The 14,122-nt window shown below is 61.8% G+C and carries 21 protein-coding genes; 19 read left to right on the plus strand and 2 right to left on the minus strand.

The features are described from left to right. Window positions 1-107: 107 nt before the first annotated feature. The 12 genes from rplN to AC522E_RS06330 all read left to right on the plus strand — a co-directional run bounded on the left by rplN (window position 108) and on the right by AC522E_RS06330 (window position 6,469). Entirely contained in the window at window positions 108-476 is a 369-nt protein-coding gene (gene rplN, locus AC522E_RS06275; RefSeq protein ID WP_009764309.1) for a 50S ribosomal protein L14, read from the plus strand. Then, on the plus strand, window positions 476-793 hold the full coding sequence (gene rplX / locus AC522E_RS06280) for a 50S ribosomal protein L24 (protein WP_500749517.1): 318 nt from the start codon (window positions 476-478) through the stop codon (window positions 791-793). The genes rplN and rplX overlap by 1 nt, the downstream gene beginning before the upstream one ends. Next, window positions 786-1,352, plus strand: a complete 567-nt coding sequence (gene rplE, locus AC522E_RS06285; protein ID WP_500749518.1) for a 50S ribosomal protein L5 — start codon at window positions 786-788, stop codon at window positions 1,350-1,352. Before rplX ends, rplE begins: the two co-directional genes overlap by 8 nt. Before the next feature lie 39 nt (window positions 1,353-1,391). Beyond that, window positions 1,392-1,697, plus strand: coding sequence for a 30S ribosomal protein S14 (gene rpsN, locus AC522E_RS06290; protein WP_500749519.1), 306 nt, complete (start codon window positions 1,392-1,394; stop codon window positions 1,695-1,697). A gap of 13 nt (window positions 1,698-1,710) precedes the next feature. Further along, a complete protein-coding gene (gene rpsH / locus AC522E_RS06295) occupies window positions 1,711-2,106 on the plus strand; it encodes a 30S ribosomal protein S8 (RefSeq protein WP_500749520.1) in 396 nt (131 codons plus the stop codon). Window positions 2,107-2,143: 37 nt separating this feature from the next. Next, window positions 2,144-2,677: a 50S ribosomal protein L6 gene (gene rplF, locus AC522E_RS06300; protein WP_500749521.1), complete on the plus strand. Its 534-nt coding sequence runs from the start codon at window positions 2,144-2,146 to the stop codon at window positions 2,675-2,677. A gap of 12 nt (window positions 2,678-2,689) precedes the next feature. Next, on the plus strand, window positions 2,690-3,052 hold the full coding sequence (gene rplR, locus AC522E_RS06305) for a 50S ribosomal protein L18 (RefSeq protein WP_500749522.1): 363 nt from the start codon (window positions 2,690-2,692) through the stop codon (window positions 3,050-3,052). A gap of 64 nt (window positions 3,053-3,116) precedes the next feature. Continuing rightward, complete coding sequence (rpsE, locus tag AC522E_RS06310; protein WP_500749523.1) at window positions 3,117-3,683, plus strand: 30S ribosomal protein S5; 567 nt, start codon at window positions 3,117-3,119, stop codon at window positions 3,681-3,683. 13 nt (window positions 3,684-3,696) lie between these two features. Further along, on the plus strand, window positions 3,697-3,906 hold the full coding sequence (gene rpmD / locus AC522E_RS06315; protein WP_500749524.1) for a 50S ribosomal protein L30: 210 nt from the start codon (window positions 3,697-3,699) through the stop codon (window positions 3,904-3,906). Between the two features lie 10 nt (window positions 3,907-3,916). Beyond that, complete coding sequence (rplO, locus tag AC522E_RS06320; protein ID WP_500749525.1) at window positions 3,917-4,390, plus strand: 50S ribosomal protein L15; 474 nt, start codon at window positions 3,917-3,919, stop codon at window positions 4,388-4,390. A 107-nt stretch (window positions 4,391-4,497) separates the two neighbouring features. Next, entirely contained in the window at window positions 4,498-5,835 is a 1,338-nt protein-coding gene (gene secY / locus AC522E_RS06325; protein ID WP_500749526.1) for a preprotein translocase subunit SecY, read from the plus strand. Between the two features lie 52 nt (window positions 5,836-5,887). Further along, entirely contained in the window at window positions 5,888-6,469 is a 582-nt protein-coding gene (locus tag AC522E_RS06330; RefSeq protein WP_500749527.1) for an adenylate kinase, read from the plus strand. Between the two features lie 139 nt (window positions 6,470-6,608). Here AC522E_RS06330 and AC522E_RS06335 read toward each other — a convergent pair whose 3' ends face one another. Beyond that, window positions 6,609-6,836 carry a DUF6968 family protein gene (locus AC522E_RS06335; protein ID WP_500749528.1) on the minus strand — a complete coding sequence of 76 codons (228 nt, stop codon included), beginning with the start codon at window positions 6,834-6,836 and terminating at the stop codon, window positions 6,609-6,611. A gap of 713 nt (window positions 6,837-7,549) precedes the next feature. Between AC522E_RS06335 and rpsM the strand changes: the two genes are divergently transcribed. From rpsM to crcB, 7 genes are all read left to right on the plus strand, one after another. Continuing rightward, window positions 7,550-7,918 (plus strand): 30S ribosomal protein S13, encoded by a 369-nt coding sequence (gene rpsM / locus AC522E_RS06340; protein ID WP_500749529.1) that lies wholly within the window; start codon window positions 7,550-7,552, stop codon window positions 7,916-7,918. 79 nt (window positions 7,919-7,997) lie between these two features. Beyond that, window positions 7,998-8,387 carry a 30S ribosomal protein S11 gene (rpsK, locus tag AC522E_RS06345; protein WP_091136316.1) on the plus strand — a complete coding sequence of 130 codons (390 nt, stop codon included), beginning with the start codon at window positions 7,998-8,000 and terminating at the stop codon, window positions 8,385-8,387. An 87-nt stretch (window positions 8,388-8,474) separates the two neighbouring features. After that, complete coding sequence (locus AC522E_RS06350) at window positions 8,475-9,497, plus strand: DNA-directed RNA polymerase subunit alpha (RefSeq protein ID WP_500749530.1); 1,023 nt, start codon at window positions 8,475-8,477, stop codon at window positions 9,495-9,497. A gap of 123 nt (window positions 9,498-9,620) precedes the next feature. After that, window positions 9,621-10,043, plus strand: a complete 423-nt coding sequence (gene rplQ, locus AC522E_RS06355; protein WP_500749531.1) for a 50S ribosomal protein L17 — start codon at window positions 9,621-9,623, stop codon at window positions 10,041-10,043. A 156-nt stretch (window positions 10,044-10,199) separates the two neighbouring features. Next, window positions 10,200-11,621: a Do family serine endopeptidase gene (locus AC522E_RS06360; RefSeq protein WP_500749532.1), complete on the plus strand. Its 1,422-nt coding sequence runs from the start codon at window positions 10,200-10,202 to the stop codon at window positions 11,619-11,621. A gap of 61 nt (window positions 11,622-11,682) precedes the next feature. Next, window positions 11,683-12,993, plus strand: coding sequence for a replication-associated recombination protein A (locus AC522E_RS06365; RefSeq protein WP_500749533.1), 1,311 nt, complete (start codon window positions 11,683-11,685; stop codon window positions 12,991-12,993). A 36-nt stretch (window positions 12,994-13,029) separates the two neighbouring features. Beyond that, the gene (crcB, locus tag AC522E_RS06370) at window positions 13,030-13,416 is read left to right on the plus strand and encodes a fluoride efflux transporter CrcB (RefSeq protein ID WP_500749534.1); all 387 of its coding nucleotides are present in this window, start codon (window positions 13,030-13,032) and stop codon (window positions 13,414-13,416) included. Between the two features lie 18 nt (window positions 13,417-13,434). Here crcB and AC522E_RS06375 read toward each other — a convergent pair whose 3' ends face one another. Next, entirely contained in the window at window positions 13,435-14,034 is a 600-nt protein-coding gene (locus tag AC522E_RS06375) for a TetR/AcrR family transcriptional regulator (protein ID WP_500749535.1), read from the minus strand. Window positions 14,035-14,122 lie beyond the last annotated feature (88 nt).

The following is a 14,122-nucleotide window of genomic DNA, read 5'->3' on the forward strand; positions in this document are numbered from 1 at the left end:
CTCGACATGAAGGGCAGGGGACGTCAGATCCCCATCAGGCGTAGTCCGGGAAGGCAATCGTGCCTTGGCCCGGAAACCTGTCTGAAACAAAGGAAAGGATCAAAGCCATGATCCAGATGCAGACGAATCTTGACGTCGCCGACAATTCCGGCGCCCGTCGCGTAATGTGCATCAAGGTTCTCGGTGGTTCGAAGCGTAAGTATGCTTCCGTCGGCGATATCATCGTCGTCTCCGTCAAGGAGGCCATTCCGCGTGGCCGCGTGAAGAAGGGCGACGTCATGAAGGCGGTCGTCGTTCGCACGGCCAAGGATATCCGTCGTGCTGACGGGTCCGTAATCCGGTTCGACCGGAACGCCGCGGTTCTGATCAACAATCAGAAAGAGCCCGTGGGCACTCGTATCTTCGGCCCCGTTCCGCGTGAACTGCGCGCCAAGAATCACATGAAAATCATTTCGCTGGCGCCGGAGGTGCTCTAATGGCCGCGAAGATCAAGAAGGGCGATAAGGTCGTCATTCTGGCCGGTCGCGACAAGGGCAAGACCGGCGAGGTTGTTCAGGTTATGCCGAAGGAGGAGCGTGCGCTCGTCCGCGGCGTCAACCTGGTGAAGCGTCATCAGCGCCAGACGGCCTCCCAAGAGGGTGGTATCGTCACGAAGGAGGCGCCGCTGCACCTCTCTAACCTGGCGTATGCAGACCCGAAGGACGGTAAGCCGACCCGGGTTGGTTTCAAGGTTCTGGAGGACGGCCGCAAGGTCCGTTTCGCCAAGCGTTCGGGAGACCTGATCGATGGCTAAGGCTCAGGTGGACGGCTACCTGCCGCGTCTGCGGAAGCACTACGAGGAAGTGGTGCGTCCGAAGCTGATTGAAGAATTCGGCTACAAGAACCCGATGGAAGTTCCGAAGATCGACAAGATCGTTCTGAACATGGGTATCGGCGAGTCGACGGCGGATTCCAAGAAGGCCAGCGTGGCCGCTGCGGATCTCGCTCTCATTGCCGGCCAGAAGCCGGTGATCACGAAGGCCCGCAAGGCGATCTCGCAGTTCAAGGTCCGCGAGAACATGCCGATCGGTGCCAAGGTGACGCTCCGCAAGGCTCGCATGTACGAGTTCATGGATCGCCTTGTGACCGTCGCTCTTCCCCGCGTCCGTGACTTTCGCGGCCTGAACCCGCGGTCTTTCGACGGTCGCGGCAACTACGCCCTTGGCATCAAGGAGCACCTGGTGTTCCCTGAGATCAACTACGACAAGGTCGAGCAGGTTTGGGGTATGGACATCATCATCGCGACGACGGCGAAGACGGACGATGAGGCCCGCGCCCTGCTGCGTCACTTCAACTTCCCGTTCCGGCAGTGAGGACAGACGTCCTCAAACGCGGACACTGGAGAAAATCGAATGGCTAAGAAAAGCGCTATTGAGAAGAACAAGCACCGTCGTGAGCTCGTGAAGAAGTTCTCGGGCAAGCGTACTCGCCTCCTGGCGATTGCGAACGACGAGTCGAAGTCCATGGAGGAGCGCTTCGAGGCGCGCCTCAAGCTCGCCGAGCTTCCCCGCAACGCGAACCCGACCCGCATCCGCAACCGGTGCGAAGTCACGGGCCGCCCGCGGGCCTATTACCGTAAGCTCGGCATGTCGCGTATCGCTCTGCGCGAACTCGGCTCCAACGGCCTGATCCCGGGCCTTGTGAAGTCCAGCTGGTAAGGGAGAGCATCATATGATCAACGATCCGTTGGGCGATATGCTCACCCGTATCCGCAACGCGCAGATGCGTCGTCGCGGAAACGTTTCCACCCCTGGCTCGAAGCTTCGCGCCCGCGTTCTCGACGTGCTCAAGAGCGAAGGCTACATCCGCGATTATTCGCAGACCGAGTTCGGCAACGGCCGGACGGAGTTCTCGATCGAGCTGAAGTACTACGATGGCCAGCCGGTGATCCGCTCGATCGAGCGTGTCTCCAAGCCGGGCCGCCGCGTGTATGCTTCCGTCGGCACCATGCCCCGCGTGGCTGACGGCCTTGGCATCACCATTCTCTCGACGCCCCAGGGCGTGATGGCCGATCATGAGGCCCGTGAGAAGAACGTGGGCGGCGAAGTGCTCTGCAAGGTCTTCTAAGGCCGGTCAGCAGCACAGAACCACGGAGATTACGAAAATGTCTCGAGTAGGCAAGAAGCCCGTCCAGGTTCCGTCCGGTGTGACGGCGTCCGTCGACGGTCAGTTGGTAAAGGTGAAGGGCTCAAAGGGCGAGTTGTCGTTCCTGGTGCCCGAGGAAGTGTCGGTGGCTCTCCAGGACGGCGCCGTGTCGGTTAACCCGCGCGACGAGTCCAAGATTGCCCGGGCCAAGTGGGGCATGTCCCGCGCTCAGGTGGCGAACCTGGTCGAGGGCGTCTCCAAAGGCTTTGAAAAGCGCCTTGAGATCAACGGCGTGGGTTATCGCGCGGCCGTCGCAGGCAAGATGCTGAAGCTTTCGCTCGGCTACAGCCACGACATCGACTATGAGATCCCGGCAGGCGTCACGATCACGACGCCGAAGCCGACCGAAGTGGTCGTCGCGGGCATCGATAAGCAGAAGGTCGGACAGACCGCCGCCGAGATCCGCGAGTACCGCGGCCCGGAGCCCTATAAGGGCAAGGGCGTCAAGTATTCCGACGAATTCATCTTCCGCAAGGAAGGCAAGAAGAAGTAAGGACGACGTATCATGGCTGAGAAGAAGGGCGCCGAAGATCGCCGCAAGGCTCGGGTACGCCGTGCGATCCGTAAGGCAGCGAATGGCCGTCCGCGTTTGTCGGTCTTCCGTTCGTCGAAGCAGATTTACGCTCAGGTTATCGACGACGAGCGCGGCGTAACCGTCGCGTCCGCCTCGACTCTCGAGAAGGACCTGCGGTCCACGCTGAAGACCGGAGCCACCGTCGAGGCGGCGCAGCAGATTGGCAAGCTCGTGGCTGAGCGTGCGGTGAAGGCCGGCATCAAGAATGTCGTGTTCGACCGTGGCGGCTACCTCTATCACGGTCGCGTCAAGGCTCTGGCCGACGCCGCCCGCGAAGGTGGTCTGGATTTCTAAACGGCGGGTAGTATCGAAACACCCTTAGCGAGCGGGCCCGCCGCCCGCGCAAGTGAGAGGTCTCATGGCGAGAGAACCAAGAGAACGTGCTGATCGCGAAGAACGCGACAGCGAATTCGTCGACCGGCTGGTCCATATCAACCGCGTCGCGAAAGTCGTGAAGGGCGGCCGTCGTTTCGGCTTCGCCGCTCTGGTGGTGGTCGGCGACCAGAAGGGTCGCGTCGGCTTCGGTCACGGCAAGGCCCGCGAAGTTCCGGAAGCTATTCGGAAAGCCACGGATGCCGCCAAGCGCTCCATGATCCGCGTAGCGCTCCGCGAGGGCCGCACGCTTCACCACGACGTCAAGGGACGTCACGGTGCGGGTAAGGTCGTCCTCCGCGCTGCCCCCCAGGGTACCGGCATCATCGCCGGCGGTCCTATGCGCGCCGTCTTCGAGACGGTCGGCATGCAGGACGTGGTCGCCAAGTCGCTCGGCTCTTCGAACCCCTACAACCTCGTTCGCGCGACTTTCGACGCGCTCAAGAACGAGGACAGCCCGCGCTCGGTCGCTGCACGTCGTGGCCTCAAGGTCTCGACGCTCCAGGCTCGCCGCCGCGACTCGTCCGACGCCGATGTCGGCGCCGAAGCGTAAGGGAGGCTGATCCATGGCGAAGAAGCCTTCCGCCGAGACGGCGAAAACCATCACCGTTGAGCAGGTCGGATCTCCGATCCGTCGCGAGGCCAAGCAGCGCCAGACGCTGGTCGGCCTGAAGCTCAACAAGCTTCATCGGACCTCGACGCTTGTCGACACCCCTGCGGTGCGCGGCATGATCGAGAAGGTCAAGCACCTCGTGCGCGTTGTCGACGGGCAGTGAGGAGAGCGTCATGAAACTCAATGAAATTCGTGACAACGAAGGCGCCACCAAGAACCGGATGCGTGTCGGCCGTGGCATCGGCTCGGGCAAGGGCAAGACCGGTGGCCGCGGCGTGAAGGGTCAGACGTCCCGTACCGGCGTCGCGATCAAGGGCTTTGAAGGCGGTCAGATGCCGTTGCATCGTCGTCTGCCGAAGCGTGGCTTCAACAAGCCGAACGCGATCGACCTGAACGAGGTCAATCTCGGTCGGATCCAGCAGGCCGTGGATGCGGGCAAGCTCGATAAGAGTGCAACCGTCACCAATGAGGCTCTGGTTGCCGCCGGCGTGCTTTCCAAGCCCCGTGACGGCGTGAAGATCCTCGGTGTCGGCGAACTGAAGGCCAAGCTGTCCTTCCAGGTGGCCGGCGCGTCGAAGTCTGCCGTCGCGGCGATCGAGAAGGCCGGCGGCTCGGTGACCGTCCTGGGTGCTGTTGCACAGGCGTAAACCGAGGCTTACATCGGTGAAAGATCCAAGCGGCGGCCCGCGTCTGATCGTGAGGCCGCCGTTTGCGTGATGACGATCACGTATCCAGTTAGTCAAGGACGAGAACGATGGCTTCAGCAGCCGAGCAACTTGCCGCCAACATCAATTTCGGCGCGATCGCCAAAGCCGAGGAATTGAAGAAGCGCATTTGGTTCACTCTCGGTGCGCTGCTGATCTATCGGCTTGGCACTTATATTCCACTGCCGGGCATCAATCCCGAGGCACTGCGGCAAAGCTTCCAGAGCGCCAGCGGCGGTGTTCTCGGGCTCTTCAACATGTTCTCGGGCGGCGCCGTGGAGCGCATGGCGATCTTCGCCCTGAACATCATGCCCTATATCTCGGCCTCGATTATCATCCAGCTCCTGACCTCGGTTTTGCCATCGCTCGAGTCCCTGAAAAAGGAAGGCGAAGCGGGGCGGAAGATCCTCAACCAGTATACCCGCTACCTGACGGTCCTCCTTGCCTTGTTCCAGTCCTGGGGTATCGCGGTCGGCTTGCAGAGCTCCGGCAGCATCGTGAGCGCGCCCGGGCCGTTCTTCCTGATCTCGACCGTGATCACTCTGACCGGCGGCACCATGTTCCTTATGTGGCTGGGCGAGCAAATCACGTCGCGCGGCATCGGCAACGGCACGTCGCTGATCATCTTCGCCGGCATCGTCGCCAACCTGCCGCACGCGATTGCGGGGACCCTGGAGCTTGGCCGGCAGGGAGCCATCTCGACCGCGGTCATCCTCGGCGTTATCGTGATGGCCGTCGCGATCATCTATTTCGTCGTGTTTATGGAGCGCGCCCAGCGCCGCTTGCTGATCAACTACCCTAAGCGCCAGGTGGGCAATCGGATGTACGAGGGCCAGACCTCGTTCCTGCCGCTGAAGCTCAACACATCTGGCGTGATCCCGCCGATTTTCGCGTCGTCCCTTCTTTTGCTGCCGGCGACCATCGCCAGTTTCCAGAGCGCGGGCGACGGCACCGGCTTCGTGGCGACGCTCACGGCCTATCTTGGCCATGGGCGTCCGGCCTACATGTTTCTCTATGCGGCGCTGATCGCGTTCTTCGCCTTCTTCTACACTGCCATCGTGTTCAACCCCCAGGAGACGGCCGACAACCTGAAGAAGCACGGCGGCTTCATTCCAGGCATCCGGCCCGGCGAGCGGACAGCCGAATATATCGATCAGGTGTTGACACGCATCACGGTTCTCGGTGCAGCTTATCTGGTCGTCATCTGTCTGATTCCGGAGCTTCTGGTCTCGTATGCGGCGCTGCCGTTCTATTTCGGCGGAACCTCACTCCTGATCGTCGTCTCGGTCACGATGGATACGGTGGCCCAGGTCCACGGTCATCTTCTCGCCCATCAGTACGAAGGGCTCGTGAAGAAGGCCAAGCTCAAGGGCGCCAGGCGGCGCTGAGCCGTCGTCCCGCCGTCAGGGCGGGACTGTCGACGAAGTCAGGGGGACGTCGATGAGAATCATTCTGCTGGGGCCGCCGGGGGCCGGAAAAGGCACTCAGGCCGTGCGCATGGTCGAGCGGCTGGGTATTCCCCAGCTTTCGACAGGCGACATGCTCCGGGCGGCGGTGGCCGCCGGAACCACGGTTGGCCTGAAGGCCAAGGAGATCATGGATCGCGGCGATCTGGTGTCGGATGACGTGGTCGTCGGCATCATTGCCGACCGGATCGAGGAGCCGGATGCCAAGGCCGGCTTCATCCTCGACGGGTTTCCGCGCACGGTCGCCCAGGCCGAAGCCTTCGATGCGATGCTTGCCGAGAAGGGCCTCAAGCTCGACGCAGTCATCGAGTTCAAGGTCAACGAGGTCGAACTCGTGGACCGGATCGTCAAGCGCGCCAAGGAGACCGAGGCCCGCGGCGAGCCCGTCCGCAAGGATGATAACCCGGACGTGTTCAAGACCCGGCTCGAGGCCTACCGGAAGCAGACTGCACCGCTCTCCGCTTATTATGCCGGGAAGGGGCACCTCAAGACCGTCGACGGCATGAAGCCCATCGACGACGTCACCGAGGCGGTCAAAACCATCCTCGGCCGATGAGGGCAGGGGCCATTCGAGCCCCTGCAATTCAGCCCTCGAAGCGAGGATCATCGCCGATCAGGAGATCCCTTAGGTTCTTCGGGGCCGGAAAATCGTACCCGCTTGCGGGCTTTTCGAAACAAAGCCTGCCGGTCTTGTGCTAATCGCTGCAATAGATGCGAGTGCCGATCATCTGTGAGGTCAGGATCAGGGCTTGCATGGCATCGACACCGTAGCCGGCCTCCTCCTGCCGGCCATCCCGCCAATCGATCGCGTAGCGGCAGCGCCAGTCTCCATTGCTTTCTTTGGGGGCAAACAAGCAAATTGGAATGGGGGTGGTCGCACCATCCCTTGTTGCATATTCAAGGTTTCGCTTTGCGATAAGCATATCTAAAACTCAGCAGTTGAGCTGGGGTCTTGGATCTCCGTTCAGACACGCGGCATAACGGGCATTCGCCTGCCTGTAACAATTTCTGCGATCTACTGGCCCGCATAGGAATAGATCTCTCTCTAATAGAACTTCGCACTCTCTTTCTTTCCTGCGAGAAGTAGCCGGAATGACAAGAGATTTGCCTGCCTGAGATTGGGGCTTTCACTCATATAAAGATTCAGGAAACTGCCTTGATAGGGTGCCGCCTTCACCGCTCCAGCGACCCAGTTGGTATGCGAGGCTGATGAGGATCATAGCGTCGCTCAATAACGCGACGTAGCCGGACTTCTTCGACTTGGCCGCGAAGCAGAGCTAAATCCGACTGCAAGCGGACCATCTCTCTTCGGAAGCGTGTAAGCCGAGACATCATGCTCTCGCATCAACACATTTTTCCGGAACGCAGTATCATTTAATGATTCAGAGGAGAACAAGAAGAGAACATGACTTCTGCTGCGACACGCAGATGGCTTTAATGAAGGAGTTTAAATCCCTTGACGTGCCTTCCCCAATACGCTAGGGAACCGGTTCTCGCAAAAGAAGACGCGATCCGGAGGGCTTCGACAGGGGCCGCTCCGTATTGTCGTGTTCTCACAACCCGCGCAAGGGCCGGCCTCCACCGGACGCGCGATAACGCCACCGAAGCCTAAAGCTTCGCCACATGGAGATGGACGATGGCCCGTATTGCAGGCGTCAACATTCCGACCAACAAGCGCGTCGTGATCGCGCTTCAGTACATCCACGGCATCGGGGCCAAGAAGGCCCAGGAGATCGTGGAGAAGGTGAACATCCCGGCCGAGCGCCGCGTGAACCAGTTGACCGACGCCGAGGTGCTGCAGATCCGCGAGACGATCGACCGCGATTATATCGTGGAAGGCGATCTGCGCCGCGAAGTTTCGATGAACATCAAGCGCCTGATGGATCTCGGTGCCTATCGTGGCCTTCGTCATCGCCGTTCGCTGCCGGTCCGCGGCCAGCGTACGCACACGAATGCCCGCACCCGCAAGGGCAAGTCGAAGCCGATCGCCGGCAAGAAGAAGTAATTTCCCGTGGCCACCGGCAACGGTGGCCCTTTGCTCCCGAGCGCCTGGCATGACGGGCGCGTTTGAAGGATTCTGACATATGGCTAAAGAAGCTACCCGCGTCCGCCGTCGCGAACGCAAGAACATCGTGTCCGGCGTCGCCCACGTGAACGCCTCGTTCAACAACACGATGATCACGATCACCGACGCCCAGGGCAACACCATCTCCTGGTCCTCGGCCGGCGCGATGGGTTTCAAGGGCTCGCGGAAGTCGACTCCCTATGCGGCTCAGGTTGCAGCTGAGGATGCGGCCCGCAAGGCTGCCGAGCACGGCATGCGTACCCTGGAGGTCGAGGTTTCAGGTCCCGGCTCCGGCCGTGAATCCGCTCTTCGGGCGCTCCAGTCGGCTGGTTTCACGGTCACTTCGATCCGTGACGTGACGCCGATCCCGCACAACGGCTGCCGCCCGCGCAAGCGTCGTCGCGTCTAAGGTCATCCAGCGCGTGGGTCCGCCCACGCGCATCCCGGTTTCAAGGGTAGGTTTCAAGCCTCCCTTCAAGCCGTACCTTCAAGAGGTGTGGTTGTGATCCAAAAGAACTGGCAAGAGCTGATTAAGCCCAACAAGCTCGAAGTCGCTCCCGGCGACGATCCGAAGCGCATTGCGACGGTTGTGGCCGAGCCCCTCGAGCGCGGTTTCGGTACGACGCTCGGCAACTCCCTGCGCCGCGTGCTGCTGTCGTCCCTCCAGGGCGCGGCGGTGACGTCGATTCATATCGACGGCGTGCTGCACGAGTTCTCTTCCATTCCGGGCGTCCGCGAGGACGTGACGGATATCGTCCTCAACGTGAAGACCATCGCCATCAAGATGCAGGGCGAGGGTCCGAAGCGCATGACGCTTCGCAAGACCGGCCCCGGTCTGGTGACGGCAGGCGACATCAATACCGTTGGTGACGTGCAGATCCTGAACCCGGAACTGGTGCTTTGCACCCTCGACGAGGGCGCCGAGATCCGCATGGAGTTCACCGTCGATACCGGCAAGGGCTACGTTCCGTCCGAGCGCAACCGCGCCGAGGATGCTCCGATCGGTCTCATCCCGGTCGATTCCCTCTACAGCCCGGTGAAGAAGGTGTCCTATCGGATCGAGAACACCCGTGAGGGCCAGATTCTCGACTACGACAAGCTCATCATGACGGTGGAGACCAACGGCGCCGTGACCCCCGAGGACGCAGTGGCATACGCCGCGCGCATCCTTCAGGATCAGCTCCAGGTCTTCGTCAACTTCGAGGAGCCCCGCAAGGAAGAGGCCGCCGCCGCTGCGCCGCAGCTGCCGTTCAATCCTGCGCTTCTCAAGAAGGTCGATGAGCTCGAGCTGTCGGTCCGTTCGGCGAACTGCTTGAAGAACGACAACATCGTCTATATCGGCGACCTGATCCAGAAGTCCGAGGCGGAAATGCTCCGCACCCCGAACTTCGGTCGTAAGTCGCTCAACGAGATCAAGGAAGTCCTGGCTTCCATGGGCCTCCATCTCGGCATGGACGTGCCCGGCTGGCCGCCGGAGAACATCGAAGATCTCGCCAAGCGCTTCGAAGAGCATTACTGAGCGGTGAATGGGGAATAGGAAGGGCGAACGGATCGCAACCGTTCGCCACTTACTTTCCGCCACTCGCCATAAAGAAGGACGGCCGACCCTTGGCACGGCGGCCGGAAGATCAAGGAGAAAGCCATGCGTCACGGATTTAGAGGCCGTCGGTTCAACCGCACGTCCGAGCATCGTAAGGCCATGTTCGCCAATATGGCGGCTGCGCTGATCAAGCACGAGCAGATCGTCACCACCCTTCCCAAGGCGAAGGACCTGCGTCCCGTCGTCGAGAAGCTGATCACCCTCGGCAAGCGCGGTGATCTTCACGCCCGCCGTCAGGCGATGTCGCAGCTTCGTGACGAGGACATGGTGAAGAAGCTCTTCGCCGTCCTCGGACCGCGCTATCAGGACCGCCAGGGCGGCTACACCCGCGTCCTCAAGGCCGGTTTCCGCTTTGGCGACAATGCCCCGATGGCTGTGATCGAGTTCGTGGACCGCGACGTCGATGCGCGCGGCCAGGATTCGGGCCCGACACAGCGGGAAGAGATCGTCGAGGCAGCCGAGTAAGCCTTCCGGCTCCAATGGTTTTCAAGAAGGGCGGTCCTTGGGGCCGCCCTTTTTGCTGGCGAAGCTTCTGTGGACCCATGGGCGGTAGTCCTGGAATTTGAAGGTTTCGCACCCACGTTCTATCAAGCCTCACTTTGCCCGAACGGATTCGCCAGCATGTGCCCAGTCTCCCTCCGCCGCTCGCTCATCGCTGCCGCCCTGGCCGTTCTCGGGGCGGTTGGCGCCCATGCCCAGACGCCGTCCCAGAACCGGGCCGTGCCGGACAGCCAGGCGCAGATCCAGCTCTCATTCGCGCCCATCGTCCGCCGCACGTCCGGCGCAGTGGTGAATGTCTATGCCACCCGGTCCGAGCGTCGCCAGAATGCTGCCATGGAAGAGTTCTTCCGGCGCTTCTTCGGGGATGGCAGTGGGCCCAGCGTGCCTCCTGGCCGCTCACAGACCTCTCTCGGCTCCGGTGTCATCGTCGATCCGTCCGGTCTCGTGATCACCAACAATCATGTGATCGAGAACATGACCGAGGTGAAGGTGGCGCTGGCGGATCGGCGCGAGTTCGAAGCGGACATTCTGCTGCGCGACCAGCGCAGTGACCTCGCCGTGCTCAAGCTGAGGGACTCCGGTGATCTTCAGGTGCTCGAACTTGGGAATTCGGAGGCGCTCCAGGTCGGCGATCTCGTCCTGGCGGTCGGAAACCCCTTCGGGGTCGGGCAGACAGTGACCCAGGGCATCGTTTCCGCCCTTGCCCGCACCCAGGTCGGCGTGACCGACTACCAGTTCTTCATTCAGACTGATGCAGCCATCAATCCAGGCAATTCGGGCGGCGCGCTCATCGACATGAACGGCCGTCTGGTCGGCATCAATACGGCAATCTTCTCCCGTTCGGGCGGCAATATCGGCATCGGCTTTGCCATTCCCTCGAGCATGGTCCAGGTGGTGCTGAACTCGGCCCGCAGCGGCGCGCGCAATGTGGTTCGGCCCTGGCTCGGCGCCCGATTGCAGGCGGTTGACGGCGAGATCGCCACGAGCATCGGCCTGCCACGCCCGACCGGCGTCCTCGTCACGTCCGTCTATGACAAGGGACCCGCCGCCGAGTCCGGCTTGAAGCGTGGGGATGCCATCCTTGCTGTCGACGGCCAGGTCATCGATAACCCCGATGCCTTCGGCTATCGGTTCACGCTGAAAGGCACGCAAGGCCAGACGCCCCTGACAATCCTGCGAAACGGCAAGCGGATGGACCTGCAGGTCAAACTCCTGCCGCCGCCGGAAATTCCTCCGCGTGAACCCGTCAAGGTGACGAGCCGCTCGCCGCTTTCCGGCGCGACGCTGGTCAACATGTCGCCCGCTGTTGCCGAGGAACTGCAGGTCGATATTTCCGACGATGGGGTGGTCGTGGCAGATCTGGACGAGAATGGCGTCGCCGCCAGCCTCGGGTTCCAGAAGGGGGATCAGATTGTCGCCGTCAACGGCGAACGGTTGGCCTCGACAAAGGACGTGGAACGGCTGGGAAGGCGTGGGAATGGCTACTGGGAGATCACGATCAACAGGGGCGGAAGGATCTTCACCACCGTTCTCGGCCGATGAGTCCTTGTGCTCTCTCCCACGGATTCGGGCTCGGATCCGGAATGCGGCATCGTAACCTCCTATGAGCGACCTGTTCTCCTCCGCCGGCCTCGACCAGAACGCACCGCGGCCATTGGCCGACCGGATGCGACCGACGACCCTGTCGGAGGTCGTGGGCCAGGATCATCTCGTCGGTCCGGACGGTATCCTGACGCGGCTGATCGCCTCGAAAACCCTCGGTTCACTGATCTTCTGGGGTCCTCCCGGCACCGGAAAGACGACGGTGGCAAGGCTCCTCGCTCATGAGACGGACCTTCATTTCGAGCAGATCTCGGCGATTTTTTCCGGAGTCGCCGATCTCAAGAAGGTCTTCGAGGCCGCGAGGGGCCGCCGTTCCACGGGTAGAGGCACACTGCTTTTCGTCGACGAGATTCACCGCTTCAACCGGGCACAGCTCGATGCCTTTCTTCCGGTGATGGAGGACGGCACGATCACGCTCGTCGGCGCCACGACGGAAAATCCCTCCTTCGAGCTCAACGCAGCGCTTCTCTCCCGCGCACGGGTCCTCATTTTCAAGTCGCTCGACGAGGAAGCTATCCGGAAAATCCTGCTGAGGGCGGAGGAAGTCTCGGAAAAGCCCCTGCCGGTCGATGAAAAGGCGCGGGCCTCTCTCGTACGCATGGCGGATGGTGATGGCCGTGCGGCCCTGACCCTGGCGGAGGAGGTATGGCGCTCGGCGAAGCCGGGGGAGATCTTCAATGCGGGGCAGATGCAGGACATCATCCAGCGCCGTGCCCCGATCTACGACAAGGGGCAGGAGGGGCATTACAACCTGATTTCGGCTCTGCACAAGACAATCCGCGGTTCCGATCCGGATGCGGCCCTCTACTATCTGGCCCGCATGCTTGATGCCGGCGAGGATCCACTCTTCATCGCCCGCCGGCTGGTGCGCATGGCGGTAGAGGATATCGGCCTTGCCGATCCGCAGGCCCTCGTCGTCGCGAATGCCGCCAAGGATGCCTTCGACTTCCTGGGCTCACCTGAAGGTGAGCTGGCTCTGGCGCAGACGACGGTCTATCTGGCGACCGCACCGAAATCGAATGCGGTCTACACTGCTTTCAAAGCGGCGACGCGGGTAGCGAAGGAGAAGGGCTCCCTCATGCCGCCGAAGACAATCCTCAACGCACCCACCAAGCTGATGAAGAACATTGGGTATGGGGCGACGTACCGCTACGATCATGATGAGCCCGACGCATTTTCGGGGCAGGATTATTGGCCCGAGAAGCTCGAGCCTCAGACCTTCTACGAACCGGTCGACCGCGGCTTTGAACGGGAGATCAGGAAGAGGCTCGACTGGTGGGCGCGGCTGAGGGTGGAGCGGCAGAACAAGTGAATGTTTCCCAGTGCCGCTTCGCAGGGGGCTGATCGTATGACTTCCTATCTCCTCGTCTTCCTCGGCGCCGGGATCGGCGGCGCCCTCCGGCATGGGGTCAATCTCGGATGTGCCCGCTATTGCGGGATTGGATTTCCATGGGGAACCCTCGTGGTGAACATTGTCGGGTCGTTCCTCATGGGCGCGCTCGCCGGATGGCTGGCCTTCAGGGCCGGGGCGGGCTGGAGCCAGCCTGTGCGCCTGTTGCTGACGACGGGAGTTCTCGGCGGTTTCACGACCTTTTCCGCCTTTTCCCTCGATGCCATTCTTATCTGGGAGCGAGGTGAGGCAGGGCTCGCCGCAGGCTATGTCGCCGCTTCGGTCCTCCTCTCACTCGCAGGCCTTGTTGCCGGATTGGCACTGGTGCGCAGCGTCGCTGCCTGACGCGGCGCAGGCCTTCGTTCAACGGATCAGGCTGTCCCATGCGGCCATGGCCGCGTGGGCGATGGCCCGAAGGTCCTCGGCGCTGGCTCCATCGCGGGCCTGAATCGACATTCCCTGCTGGACGCTGAGGTAGAAGCGGGCCATCGCCGTCTTGTCGACAGTAGGCGGCAAGTCGCCCTCGTTCACGGCACGGGCGAGCCGCGCCTCGATGGCGGCAAGTCCCCGCGCGCGGGCCTCCACGACCATGGCGCCGAGACGATCGCAGCCCTCGTTCGCGACGGCGGAGAGCGTCACCATGCATCCACCCGGGCCGTTGGGAGAGGCGAGGGCCGTGGCGGAAGCCAGGAGGAAGCCCTCGATTCCTGTGCGAGCCGTCGTGGCCTCCTCCAAAGGACGCCAGATCAGCGGCTTCACAACGGACTCGTAGTGGCCGAGCGCCTCCGCATAGAGATCCTCCTTGCTTCCGAACGCCGCATAGAGGCTCGGCGAGCCGATCCCCATGGCGCTGCACAGATCTGACATGGAGGTTGCCGTGAAGCCTTTCTGCCAAAAGAGCCGCATTGCCGCTGTGAGGGCGGCGGCGCGGTCGAAGCTTCTTGGGCGTCCTCGTTCGGCCATATCGATCTTTCTGTATCGATCAACACATAATTCTGTTGACAGCTTGGAACAAGGGGATCACCTATTTTATATCGATCATTACAGAAAG

The sequence above is a fragment of the Microvirga sp. BF8 genome (assembly GCF_059888585.1).

Bases quoted from the DNA above. Each gene is read 5' to 3' on its own strand.
- rplN (WP_009764309.1), top strand. From the start codon at position 108: ATGATCCAGATGCAGACGAATCTTGACGTCGCCGACAATTCCGGCGCC.
- rplX (WP_500749517.1), top strand. From the start codon at position 476: ATGGCCGCGAAGATCAAGAAGGGCGATAAGGTCGTCATTCTGGCCGGT.
- rplE (WP_500749518.1), top strand. From the start codon at position 786: ATGGCTAAGGCTCAGGTGGACGGCTACCTGCCGCGTCTGCGGAAGCAC.
- rpsN (WP_500749519.1), top strand. From the start codon at position 1,392: ATGGCTAAGAAAAGCGCTATTGAGAAGAACAAGCACCGTCGTGAGCTC.
- rpsH (WP_500749520.1), top strand. From the start codon at position 1,711: ATGATCAACGATCCGTTGGGCGATATGCTCACCCGTATCCGCAACGCG.
- rplF (WP_500749521.1), top strand. From the start codon at position 2,144: ATGTCTCGAGTAGGCAAGAAGCCCGTCCAGGTTCCGTCCGGTGTGACG.
- rplR (WP_500749522.1), top strand. From the start codon at position 2,690: ATGGCTGAGAAGAAGGGCGCCGAAGATCGCCGCAAGGCTCGGGTACGC.
- rpsE (WP_500749523.1), top strand. From the start codon at position 3,117: ATGGCGAGAGAACCAAGAGAACGTGCTGATCGCGAAGAACGCGACAGC.
- rpmD (WP_500749524.1), top strand. From the start codon at position 3,697: ATGGCGAAGAAGCCTTCCGCCGAGACGGCGAAAACCATCACCGTTGAG.
- rplO (WP_500749525.1), top strand. From the start codon at position 3,917: ATGAAACTCAATGAAATTCGTGACAACGAAGGCGCCACCAAGAACCGG.
- secY (WP_500749526.1), top strand. From the start codon at position 4,498: ATGGCTTCAGCAGCCGAGCAACTTGCCGCCAACATCAATTTCGGCGCG.
- AC522E_RS06330 (WP_500749527.1), top strand. From the start codon at position 5,888: ATGAGAATCATTCTGCTGGGGCCGCCGGGGGCCGGAAAAGGCACTCAG.
- AC522E_RS06335 (WP_500749528.1), bottom strand. From the start codon at position 6,836: ATGCTTATCGCAAAGCGAAACCTTGAATATGCAACAAGGGATGGTGCG.
- rpsM (WP_500749529.1), top strand. From the start codon at position 7,550: ATGGCCCGTATTGCAGGCGTCAACATTCCGACCAACAAGCGCGTCGTG.
- rpsK (WP_091136316.1), top strand. From the start codon at position 7,998: ATGGCTAAAGAAGCTACCCGCGTCCGCCGTCGCGAACGCAAGAACATC.
- rplQ (WP_500749531.1), top strand. From the start codon at position 9,621: ATGCGTCACGGATTTAGAGGCCGTCGGTTCAACCGCACGTCCGAGCAT.
- AC522E_RS06360 (WP_500749532.1), top strand. From the start codon at position 10,200: ATGTGCCCAGTCTCCCTCCGCCGCTCGCTCATCGCTGCCGCCCTGGCC.
- AC522E_RS06365 (WP_500749533.1), top strand. From the start codon at position 11,683: ATGAGCGACCTGTTCTCCTCCGCCGGCCTCGACCAGAACGCACCGCGG.
- crcB (WP_500749534.1), top strand. From the start codon at position 13,030: ATGACTTCCTATCTCCTCGTCTTCCTCGGCGCCGGGATCGGCGGCGCC.
- AC522E_RS06375 (WP_500749535.1), bottom strand. From the start codon at position 14,034: ATGGCCGAACGAGGACGCCCAAGAAGCTTCGACCGCGCCGCCGCCCTC.